At 32.5% G+C, this 11,305-nt stretch carries 9 protein-coding genes; 6 read left to right on the top strand and 3 right to left on the bottom strand.

Annotated elements, in window-relative coordinates; genetic code table 11:
- Positions 1 to 2 precede the first annotated feature (2 nt).
- Positions 3 to 554 (bottom strand): helix-turn-helix transcriptional regulator, encoded by a 552-nt coding sequence (locus tag WNY78_RS11895; protein WP_342873424.1) that lies wholly within the window; start codon positions 552 to 554, stop codon positions 3 to 5.
- Between the two features lie 122 nt (positions 555 to 676).
- The gene (locus WNY78_RS11890) at positions 677 to 1,969 is read right to left on the bottom strand and encodes an aminopeptidase P family protein (RefSeq protein WP_342873423.1); all 1,293 of its coding nucleotides are present in this window, start codon (positions 1,967 to 1,969) and stop codon (positions 677 to 679) included.
- Between the two features lie 211 nt (positions 1,970 to 2,180).
- On the opposite strand from WNY78_RS11890, the gene WNY78_RS11885 reads away from it, so the two are divergent.
- Positions 2,181 to 3,986 carry a T9SS type A sorting domain-containing protein gene (locus WNY78_RS11885; RefSeq protein WP_342873422.1) on the top strand — a complete coding sequence of 602 codons (1,806 nt, stop codon included), beginning with the start codon at positions 2,181 to 2,183 and terminating at the stop codon, positions 3,984 to 3,986.
- A gap of 69 nt (positions 3,987 to 4,055) precedes the next feature.
- Here the strand turns inward: WNY78_RS11885 and WNY78_RS11880 are convergent, their stop codons facing one another.
- Positions 4,056 to 4,355: a hypothetical protein gene (locus tag WNY78_RS11880; protein ID WP_342873421.1), complete on the bottom strand. Its 300-nt coding sequence runs from the start codon at positions 4,353 to 4,355 to the stop codon at positions 4,056 to 4,058.
- A gap of 218 nt (positions 4,356 to 4,573) precedes the next feature.
- On the opposite strand from WNY78_RS11880, the gene WNY78_RS11875 reads away from it, so the two are divergent.
- The 5 genes from WNY78_RS11875 to WNY78_RS11855 all read left to right on the top strand — a co-directional run bounded on the left by WNY78_RS11875 (position 4,574) and on the right by WNY78_RS11855 (position 11,245).
- Positions 4,574 to 7,411, top strand: a complete 2,838-nt coding sequence (locus tag WNY78_RS11875) for a glycosyl hydrolase (RefSeq protein ID WP_342873420.1) — start codon at positions 4,574 to 4,576, stop codon at positions 7,409 to 7,411.
- A 37-nt stretch (positions 7,412 to 7,448) separates the two neighbouring features.
- On the top strand, positions 7,449 to 8,291 hold the full coding sequence (locus WNY78_RS11870; RefSeq protein ID WP_342873419.1) for an AraC family transcriptional regulator: 843 nt from the start codon (positions 7,449 to 7,451) through the stop codon (positions 8,289 to 8,291).
- A 114-nt stretch (positions 8,292 to 8,405) separates the two neighbouring features.
- Positions 8,406 to 9,050 (top strand): DUF6624 domain-containing protein, encoded by a 645-nt coding sequence (locus tag WNY78_RS11865; RefSeq protein WP_342873418.1) that lies wholly within the window; start codon positions 8,406 to 8,408, stop codon positions 9,048 to 9,050.
- A gap of 51 nt (positions 9,051 to 9,101) precedes the next feature.
- Positions 9,102 to 10,325, top strand: coding sequence for an alpha/beta hydrolase-fold protein (locus tag WNY78_RS11860; RefSeq protein ID WP_342873417.1), 1,224 nt, complete (start codon positions 9,102 to 9,104; stop codon positions 10,323 to 10,325).
- A 50-nt stretch (positions 10,326 to 10,375) separates the two neighbouring features.
- On the top strand, positions 10,376 to 11,245 hold the full coding sequence (locus tag WNY78_RS11855; protein WP_342873416.1) for a hypothetical protein: 870 nt from the start codon (positions 10,376 to 10,378) through the stop codon (positions 11,243 to 11,245).
- Positions 11,246 to 11,305: the final 60 nt, after the last annotated feature.

Genomic DNA, 11,305 nt, shown 5'->3' with positions numbered 1-11,305 from the left:
GGTTATTTGTTAGTCACATAACTTCCATAATATAAAATTGCCAAACTGATTATAAGACACGGAAACAAACCTGTCAAAAAACCAGTAGCAAATCCAGCCCAAAATAAAACCAGAATAATATATAGCATAAATCCAGAACCAAATTTCAACAAACGTTCTAGAGGGTTCATGTGTTCAGTTTTATAAACGATGAAAATTGGAATAAAAAAGCTTAGCAGAAATCCTGCAAATCTACTATTCATAGTTGCTTCAGAATCTAATAGAAGATAACCAAAAACTCCCATCAATGCAAAATTCAAAACTCCCAAGAAAAAGATATTGGTAGCTATTGTCAAGTACTTATCGAAACTTGTCTTGTCTTGAATTCTTAAATCTTCTGCGTTTATTTGAAGTGCATCACAAATTAAATTCAATGTTTTTCCTCTAGGAACTGTTTCGTTATTTTCAAGACGCTGGATTGTTCTCAAGTTCACACTAGATAATTCTGCCAACTCCTCTTGAGTTAGTCCTTTTATGATTCTAGCTTCGTTTATTTTTTTACTAATCTTAGTCATTTACATTTGTTATTTATCAAATATAATTAACTCATAAAAAAATGTAGCGAATTTTGTACGTCTTTTCTACGTCATTTGAATATGTCGTAAATGTCAAATCAATAAAATTTAAATAGATTCAACTAAGAATTCATCAAATCCTCTATCTCTTCAGCTTCAATTGGAATATTGCGCATCAAATTAAATGGTTCTCCATTTTCTTGAATCACAACATCATCTTCTAAACGAATCCCAAAACCTTCCGCAGGAATATAAATTCCAGGTTCTACTGTAAATACGTTATTGGCTTGCATTGGTTCTGTAAGAATTCCGTAATCATGCGTATCTAATCCAATATGATGAGAGGTTCCATGCATAAAGTATTTCTTATAAGCTGGCCAATCTTTATCTTCATTTTGTACATCGGCTTTATCTAATAAACCTAGACCTAATAATTCCGAAGTCATTAATTTTCCAACCTCAACATGATATTCGGCCCACAATGTTCCAGGAGTTAATAGTTTTGTTGCTTCGTTTTTAACACGATTTACAGCATTGTACACTGCTTTCTGTCTGTCTGTAAAACGTCCCAAAACAGGAATCGTTCTTGACATATCACTCGCATAATTAGCATACTCTGCAGCAACATCAAATAATATTAAATCACCTGCTTTACATTGTTGATTGTTCTCGATATAATGTAACACATTAGCGTTATTACCAGAAGCAATAATTGGAGTATATGCAAAACCTTTAGAGCGATTGTTTAAAAACTCGTGCATAAACTCTGCTTCTATATTAAACTCCCAAACGTCTGGTCTTACAAAATTTAATATGCGACGAAATCCTTTTTCTGTAATATCACAAGCATGTTGCATTAAGTCAATTTCAATTTGATCTTTAACTGAACGTAAACGTTGTAAAATAGGATTGCTTTTTGCAACACTATGTGCAGGATATTTATTTGTTAACCATTTAGTGAAACGGTCTTCTCGAGTTTCTGTCACTACAGAAGCTCTGTAATGTTCGTTAGTATTAATATAAACAGTATCACATTGTGTCATAAGCTCAAACATGATTTTCTCCATGTCTTTAAGCCAGTAAACGGTTTTGATTCCGCTAGTTGCTAAAGCAGCTTCTTTGGTTAGTTTTTCACCTTCCCAAACTGCGATATGCTCATTCGTTTCTGTTAAAAATAAAATTTCTCTATGATTCTCTTTTGGACAATCTGGGAATAGAACCAAAATACTTTCTTCTTGATCTACACCACTTAGATAGAAAATATCACGATGTTGTGCAAAAGGCAATGTACTATCTGCACTTATTGGGTAAATGTCATTAGAATTAAAAACCGCCAAACTACTCGGTTTCATTTTTGACATAAAATTTTTACGATTTTTTATAAAAAGACTACTATCTATTTGGTGATATTTCATATGATTGTTGTTATCGTTTTTATTAAAGGACACATGTTAATCGCTATTAATCATTCATTTTGAATAATACCATATTTAACATGCTGAATTTAATGTTGTGATTTTATAGTGTAAAGATAAATAGATTAAGTAATTATATCAAATTATCGATAAATTGTTATATTTGACCGTCGAAATGCATTTTAAAACTTATTTTGAAACCTATCTAACTATGAAAAAAATTACAAAATCTACTTTTTTAATAGCGCTTTTTTTAAGTACCGCTATGACTTTTACATCTTTAGCTCAAGAGCTAATGATTGAAGTACCACTACCTACTCAAGTACAATCATCTTCTCAAATTATTGAAGGAAAAGTAATTTCAAAAACGTCTTTTTGGGATGATAATCACCATAATATCCATACAGTAAACACTATTGAGGTTTACAAAGTTTTTAAAGGACAAACCATTTCTGAAACTATAGAAGTCATTACTCCAGGAGGATCGGTTGGAGATAATTCTGAAGTTGTAAGTCCAAGTCTTTCGCTTAATGTAGGTGAGATTGGTGTTTTTATGCTTCATGATAACAATGTTTCTATTACTAATGGGACATCTCAAAGTAAGTTTAAGCCATATGCGTCTTCGCAAGGGTTTTACAAATATGACTTAAAATCAAACAAAGTTTTTAATCCTTTTATGAGTAAAGAAGGTATTTCAACTGAATTTCATAACACAATAAAAGCCTTAACAAATAATACAAATGTGATTGAGGTAACACATTTTGATGCTCAAGACGTTTATAATACTAACATCGCAAATCGTGATGCTAATGGAGTAATAGAAATAAACAATTTCTCACCTACGACTTTAAATGGAGGTGTTAGAGATTTACTTACAATTAACGGTATTGGTTTTGGAAATACACAAGGAACAGTCAATTTTAGAGATGCAAATTTTGGAGGTAGTCAATACTTTACAGCATTAGACACTCAAATAGTGAGTTGGAATGATTCTCAAATTGTGGTTGAAGTTCCTTCTAGAGCAGGAACTGGTGACATACAAGTTGTTACCTCCTTTAATTTTACAATTACATCGAGTAATGATCTTACAGTTTTTTATTCGCAAATCAATCCAGGTAATGAAACAAATGCTTTTCAATCACAACATTTTGATCTTAACGGGTCTGGAGGATATACATGGCAAATGGAAACAAGTTTTAATGCTAATGCAGCAGCCAATGCTTCATTTGTAAGAGCTTTTGATTCTTGGGTTTGTACTACCGGAATTAATTGGGAAATTGGTGCAGTTACAACAGTTGATATCATTGCTGATGATGATGTTAACGTTATTCGTTTTGATAATGGTGCAGAATTACCAGATGGTGTTTTAGGTCGTTGTACTTCGCGGTTTGGATCTTGTTCTAATGCGTCATCTCCAGGAGGTTTAGATATTGTTGTTACAGAATTAGACATTGTTTTTAATGATGTATTTACAGGAGATTTTTCAGTTTTATCTTGGGAATTTGGACCAGGAACCGCTACAGGTTTTGAAGTTGATTTTGAAAGTGTGGCAGTGCATGAACTTGGTCATGGTCATCAATTAGCTCATATTATAAATCCTGGTGAAGTGATGCATTATTCAATTGCTAACAGTCAAAATAGTAGAGACCTTGGTGCTAGTGATTTAGCTGGAGCAGCAGACATGATGGATAGAAATATTAATACTAGTGTTTGTGGTACTGCATCTATGACAGCTTCACCTTGTTCAACTCTTGGTGTAGATGAAGTTACATTATCAGAAAATGTGTCAATCTATCCAAACCCAGCAAAAAACAATTTAAATATTGTTACATCTTCAAACTTTCAATTAGAGTTTGCAACTATTTATGATGTAAGAGGACGACAAGTAATTACTAAAGATTTGAACACATCTAATAATCTTAATACAATTGATGTAAATCAATTACAAGCAGGTGTTTACTTTATTAAAATTGATTTAGAAAACATATCAACTACTAAAAAGTTTATTGTAGAATAACTTTTTTGTATTAAAAACCAAAAGGCGTTTGATTTTACATCAAACGCCTTTTTTAGATTTACAATGGTATTACTTGCTCATTGCATTTTTTATCATTCCAACGATGGCCATAACTACTCCACCACCAACACCTCCTCCAGCAACGCTTCCAAGAATACTGGTTAAATCCATGTCTGAAGATGCTGCTACAGCTTCTGCTCCTCCTAATCCCATCATACCAAGAAGCTGACCACCAAGTCCGCCTCCTAAAATTCCTACGATTGAATTACCAAGTGTTCCTAAAGAAAACTTTTTCATCAATGATCCTGCAAGGTTTCCACCAATAGCACCACTTACTAATTGAATAATTAAGGGTAAATACTCTTCCATTTTAATATAGTTATTAGTTAATATTTTGAAAAATACATAAAATTATAGCTAAAAAAATATTCATTATCTAATTTAATTAACATTTTTATTAGAAATTGATAATTTTTTAAGCTATTAGAGCATTTATTTAAATTATCCATAAGCTATATTTATTACCTTTAGGTTTCTGAATTCTATTAATTTCAGTTTTAAGCTATACCAATTAAAAACCATCCATTATGTTAAAATACATCTGTTATTTTATTTTTAGCGCGACACTATTTGCTAATGCCCAACAACCTTCAACCTCATCACAAACTATAGAAGATGCACTAAATAAAAAGAAGCAACTCACAAAAACCTCTTTAGTGAAAAATGTTGCTTTTGATAATATTGGACCCACAGTCATGAGTGGTCGTGTCACTGATTTAGCAGTAAATCCAGATGACCCAACAGAATTTTATGTTGGCTATGCTTCAGGAGGTGTTTGGCATACTATCAATAACGGAACAACTTTTACGCCTATTCTTGATTCTTCGGAAACTCAAAACGTTGGAGATATTGCAGTTGATTGGAAAACAAAAACCATTTGGGTTGGTACAGGAGAAAATAACGCATCTCGTTCTAGCTATGCAGGAATTGGAATTTTAAAATCTACAGATAACGGTAAAACATGGGAAAATATGGGACTCAAAGATTCCCATCATATTGGTCGTATACTAATTAATCCTAATAATGCAGACGAAGTGGTCATTGGAGCTACAGGTCATTTATATTCTGCCAACCAAGAACGAGGAATCTATAAAACAACAGATGGCGGAAACACATGGTCACAAACACTATTTATTGACGATATGAGCGGAATTATTGATGTACAAACCAATCCCAATAATTACAATTTGATGTTTGCATCTTCATGGACTAAAGATCGAAAAGCATGGAATTTTGATGGAAACGGTAATAATTCTGCCATTTACAAAAGTACAGATGCTGGAACTACTTGGACTAAAGTATCTACGGAAAATAGCGGTTTTCCAACTGGTCAAGGTGTTGGTAGAATTGGCTTAGCAGTTTATGATGATAATATTATTTATGCAGTTCATGATAGTCAGTTTCGTAGACTTTCCGAAGGAAAAAAAGAAACTTCAAACGTGCTTTCAAAAGATGATTTTAAAACGATGACAACTGACGCTTTTCTAAAATTAGATGACAAAAAATTGAATGGCTATTTAAAAATGAATGGCTTTCAAGAAAAATATAGAGCAGAAAACGTCAAGCAAATGGTAAGAAGCGGTAATGTGAAGCCTATTGATTTGGCAAGTTATTTAGAAGATGCCAATTCTATGTTATTTGATACACCAGTCATTGGCACCGAAGTTTATAAAAGTACAGATGGTGGCATTACCTGGAAAAAAACTCACGACGATTACTTAGATGATATTTATTACAGTTACGGTTATTACTTTGGTCATATTTATGTGGCTCCAAATAATGCAGATAATATTTACATTTATGGTGTGCCAATCGTAAAATCTAAAGATGGTGGAAAAACGTTCACCTCTATAAGTGCAGAAAATGTACATGCAGATCATCATGCACTTTGGATCAATCCAAAAAACCCAAATCACTTAATTAATGGTAATGATGGTGGTGTAAATATCACCTATGACGATGGCGAAAATTGGATTAAAAACAATTCTTCTTCAGTTGGTCAATTTTATGCTATTAATGTAGATAATGAAAAACCATACAATATATATGGTGGCTTACAAGACAATGGTGTTTGGAAAGGTGCTTTTGGTGCACCTGAAGATAAATATTGGCATCAAAGTGGTCAATACCCTTGGAAAAGCATTATGGGTGGCGACGGAATGCAAATTCAAATTGATAGCAGAAATCATAACATCGTTTATACAGGATTTCAGTTTGGTAACTATTATAGGCTTAATCTAGAAACCGACGAAAATACTTATATACAGCCGAAGCATGAATTAGGTGAAAATCCGTATCGTTTTAATTGGCAAACACCAATTTTACTCTCACCTCACAATCAGGACATTCTATACTTAGGAGGAAATAAACTCATGCGTTCCATGAATCAAGGGACCGATTTTACAGCTATTTCTGGAGATCTTACAAATGGTGGTAAAAAAGGAAATGTGGCTTATGGGACATTATCAAGTATTAGCGAATCTCCATTTCAATTTGGATTAATTTACACAGGTAGTGATGATGGTCTTATTCATGTCACAAATGATGGTGGAGGTAATTGGAGAAATATCTCAACAACTTTACCAAAAGACCTTTGGGTAAGTCGTGTCATAGCTTCTCAACATAAAAAAGAACGTGTTTATGCAACATTAAACGGTTACCGTTGGGACGATTTTAAAGTCTATGCTTATATGAGTGACGATATGGGAAAAACCTGGAAAGACATCAGTTCTAATATTCCTGCGTCACCTGTAAATGTCATTAGAGAAGATTCTGAAAATGAAAATATCCTTTATTTAGGAACCGATAATGGAGCTTATGTATCTTTCAATAATGGAGACAGTTGGGAAGCGTTTAGCAACGGACTACCAAATGTTGCGGTACATGATATTGTGATTCAGCCAGAAGCAAAACATCTATTAATTGGAACACATGGTCGTAGTATTTACCAGACAGATATTGAGCCTTTACAACAAATGAGTAGTGACATGCAATCTAAAAACACTACGCTTTTTAAAGTTAATGATACAAGATATTCTTCGCGTTGGGGAAGTGCCTGGAGTAAGTGGTTTGATGCTTATGAACCTAAAATAGACATCACTTTTTATTCTAATGTTTCCGAAGAAAAAACGATTAAAATTTATTCTGAAAAAGGAGCACTTTTAAACGAAGTAAAAGTTAAAGCAGATAAAGGTTTTAATTACTCAGCTTACGATTTAACGGTTACTGAAAAAGGTAGAAAAGCATTGCTAAAAGAAAACACAAGTATAGATATTAATAAAGCTAAAAATGATAAGTATTATGTGCCAAAAGGAATGTATACCATTCAAATAGGTGATGAGAAAACAACATTTGAGGTAAAATAATCGTTTAAAATAGACATGTCTATTCAATGACGCAATAATGCCAAAAGAAATTTATACTACATTAAAACCTAAAAGCGATGTGCTATCCAAGTACATCGCTTATTATTATTTTAATGCTTCTAAAGAAAAAAATTACACAAAATCCTTTGTTTTTTATCCGCATTATAGAAATTCAATAACGGTTTATAAAAATTCTAAGATGAGTTTTTCGGAAAATTCATCTAAAGTTGTTCCAGATAAGCATAAAGATTTTGAGATCACTTACACAGGAATTCATCCTAAAAGTCGAACTGGTCAAATCATAGCACCTTTTGATAAGATTGGAATCGTTTTTCAACCTCTAGGCATTAACAATTTTTTGATTGAGCCACTTTCAGATATTATTACAGAAGATCCAAAAACTAATTTTGATTACTTCGGAAACGACTTCGTCTCTGTTTTAAATAACGTTTATAACACTGAAGATTTTGATGAAAAAGTAACGTTATTTGATTCCTTTTTTATGCAGAAGGTTAAGCCTTTTCAGGAAAACCGTCTTATCAAAGCTGTGGATTTAATGTTTACAGGTGAATTTAGTGTTTTAGAGATTTCCGAAGCATTGAACATCAACCGAAAAACGTTGCTACGCATCTTCAATAAACATCTCAACTGCTCTCCAAAAGAATTTTCTAATCTCGTTAAATTTAGAAAAGCAATCAACACCTATCAAGAACATAAACCAGCATTGACAGACTTGGCGTATCAAAATGACTATTATGATCAGTCTGATTTTATAAAGCATTTTAAGAAGGTAACTGGCTTTAATCCTAAAAAATTCTTTGGTAATTTATCTCACCTTGGCACAGAAGATACATTTTGGACGGTTTTGAAGTCTAAATAATACAGTGTCCCATTTGTACAATTTTTTAACGTTTCATACACCTAGATTTGTAATGCACATATCTAAAAACTCATGTATAGACGTTTCGCTATAATTTGTATTATTTTAATTACTATGTCTTGTAAAGAGACACCAAAAGAAGACGTTGTTGTTGAAAACAATGAATCTTCATTTAATCAAGCTCTAACTGACGAACTAAGTAGAATGGCTAAAATAGACCAAGTGGCTGCATATATTCCTCAGGGGAAATACAAAGAACTATCTAAAGAAGATTGGAACAAATTTAAGGATAGTGTATTCACAACTCACGAAAAACGACTTCAGGAGATTTTTAATAAGCATGGGTTTGTTGGTTATGATTTAGCAGGTGAAGAGGGTTCAAAAAATTTTTGGTTAATGGTGCAACATTCTGACCATAATCCAGCTTTTCAAAATAAGGTATTAGAAAAAATGAAAATTGAAGTCGATAAAAACAATACGAAGTCAAGCAATTATGGACTACTAGTTGATCGTGTTAATCTCAACACAGGCAAACCTCAAGTGTATGGTACGCAAGTCACTTATAATTTTAATACAGGACAAGCCTATCCCAAAACACTTGAAGATAGTGTCAACGTCAATAAAAGAAGAAAATCCATAAATCTTGATCCTTTAGAAATGTATTTAAATGAAATGACTAAGATGCATTTTGAAATGAATAAAGAAGGTTATTTAAAAGATAAAGGAATTACAGAACCAAAACTATACACAATCAATTAGTTTAATGTAATACAGTTACAATTATATCATCATCATCAAAAAATTAACAGCATGAAAATCAATATTTTAATCGCAGTAACATTATTAACGTTTTACTCTGGGTTTACTCAGCAATATTCTGGAATTTCAAAAACGCACAAATTTGAGTCAAAAGCATTTGAAGAAGAGCGTGAAATTCATGTGTATCTTCCGTTTTCTTATACAGAAAATAAAACTCAACAGTACCCAGTTATCTATTTGTTTGACGGTCAATTTGATCCGCTTTTTGATCTAACAAGTGGCACAATGGATTATATGTCTCAAGTTGGAGAGTTTAATCAATATATCATTGTTGGTATTAAAACTACCCAACGTCCACGAGAGTTTACACCAATGTACACAGATGAAAAAACACAAGAAGGTTGGGGAGAAACTAAAGTTGGAGAAGCACACATCCTAGAAAATCATTTACAAAATGAAGTTTTTCCATTAATTGAAAAAACATACAGAACACAACCTTTTAGATTAGCAATTGGACATTCTCTTGGTGGCACATTTGTACTTAATTCGTTATTGAGTAAGCCAGCGTTTTTTCAGGCTGTAATTGCTATTAGTCCTAATTTAATGTATGATAATAGACAAATAAACAACCGTTTTGACACCTATTTTAAAACTCATGACAGTTTAAAGAAATTCATTTATGTTTCTGCTGGAACGATTGGTAGCATGGAAAACAACTTTAGAACAGCTTCAGAAAATTTAGACGCAATTATTAAGTACCATAATCCAAAACATTTGGAATATCATTTTAAAGTTTTAGAAGGAGAAAATCATTCTACAACACCTATTTACACTATTAATAGAGCATTTTCTGAAATGGCTAAAATTTGGACGATTTCCGAAGAAAAATTAGAAGATTTAATCAAAGATGAGAGTATTTCTTTTGTTGATGATCTCAAATCGTTCTATTCTCAACTTTCAGAATTTGCAGATTATGACGTTTTACCATCAGTAGATCAAATTAACACCTTTGGTTATGATTGTTTGTATTATAAAAAAAATGAAGAAGCATTAGGGGTTTTTAATTGGGCCATTTCACTATTTCCAGATAATGCAAATTTATACGACAGTACAGCAGAAGCTTATCTAAAATCTGGCAACAATGAAGAAGCTAGTCGTTATTATCAAAAGGCATTAGATGTCTTAGAAAAAACCAAAAATGATTATGATGCTGAGACCTACGACTATTATAAATCTATGTTTATAAAAAATCGTGACGCTGTAGGAAAATCATAAATTAAATACTTTTTTAATACTTTTAGAGTTATATAAAAAACTCTAAACCGATGAAACTTTTCAAACTATTGCCAATAATCGTTTTTGGAATTCTCATGTCTTGTGGAGAAGATCAAGATGATACACCACAACCAAATAGTCCTAATTTAATTATAAAATTGAAATTTGACCCAACTCAAGAACGCTTGGGTAATTTAGGTCAACCTGTATCTGTAGGTTCTGGAAATGCTGCTCAATCTCCAACAATAAATAAGATGAGTGCTAATTATATAGAATTCGCTCCAACTGCAACAACAGCTCTGGGTACTGGAGAAATTATTTTTAATGGTGATGAAACAAATGCTGGAGGCGATCAAGCCATTAATTTTCAAAACGCTGTTTTTGCTGGGAATAATGAAACATTTATTACAATTCCATTGAGTGATGTTGCTGCCGGAAACTATGAATGGGTTCGAGTGTCATTAGCATATCAAGAAGGCAATATTAATGTATTAGTGAATGGTCAAGACTATACAGGAACCTTAGCTAGCTTTGTTGGTTACAATTCTTACATCACTTCATTTGATCTCAACGGAAGCACTTTTGATGTAAATGAAAATAGACATCAAGGGTTTTGGGCTTTTGAAGCTTTAGGTTTCACAACCCAAGGTCAAGCACCTCCAGGTTCTACGACAGTTCCAAACCCTTTATTTGATTCTTCTCCAATACCTCAAGGCTCTTGTGTGGTTACTGGAGAATTTGAAAATGCATTAACCATCACTGGTAATGAAAGTCAAGATGTTACTGTAACACTTTCATTTTCTATAAATAATAGTTTTGAATGGACTGAAGTAAATATGGACAATAAATACGAACCCGAAGCTGGTGAGCAAGTTGTTGATATGGGACTAAGAGGCTTAATTCCTAGTGTTTCTAATTAATAAATTAGAAACGTTGTATATTCAATTTTTTACGAGATTTCACACTTCTTTTACATTTTT

It is taken from the genome of Psychroserpens sp. AS72 (assembly GCF_038900375.1).
In the GTDB taxonomy this organism is placed as follows: Bacteria; Bacteroidota; Bacteroidia; order Flavobacteriales; family Flavobacteriaceae; genus Psychroserpens.
Note: the sequence above shows the minus strand (reverse complement) of the source record. Positions and strands in the feature narration are given on the sequence as shown.

Coding starts and splice junctions, on each gene's coding strand:
- WNY78_RS11895 (WP_342873424.1), bottom strand. CDS start 554: ATGACTAAGATTAGTAAAAAAATAAACGAAGCTAGAATCATAAAAGGA.
- WNY78_RS11890 (WP_342873423.1), bottom strand. CDS start 1,969: ATGAAATATCACCAAATAGATAGTAGTCTTTTTATAAAAAATCGTAAA.
- WNY78_RS11885 (WP_342873422.1), top strand. CDS start 2,181: ATGAAAAAAATTACAAAATCTACTTTTTTAATAGCGCTTTTTTTAAGT.
- WNY78_RS11880 (WP_342873421.1), bottom strand. CDS start 4,355: ATGGAAGAGTATTTACCCTTAATTATTCAATTAGTAAGTGGTGCTATT.
- WNY78_RS11875 (WP_342873420.1), top strand. CDS start 4,574: ATGTTAAAATACATCTGTTATTTTATTTTTAGCGCGACACTATTTGCT.
- WNY78_RS11870 (WP_342873419.1), top strand. CDS start 7,449: ATGCCAAAAGAAATTTATACTACATTAAAACCTAAAAGCGATGTGCTA.
- WNY78_RS11865 (WP_342873418.1), top strand. CDS start 8,406: ATGTCTTGTAAAGAGACACCAAAAGAAGACGTTGTTGTTGAAAACAAT.
- WNY78_RS11860 (WP_342873417.1), top strand. CDS start 9,102: ATGAAAATCAATATTTTAATCGCAGTAACATTATTAACGTTTTACTCT.
- WNY78_RS11855 (WP_342873416.1), top strand. CDS start 10,376: ATGAAACTTTTCAAACTATTGCCAATAATCGTTTTTGGAATTCTCATG.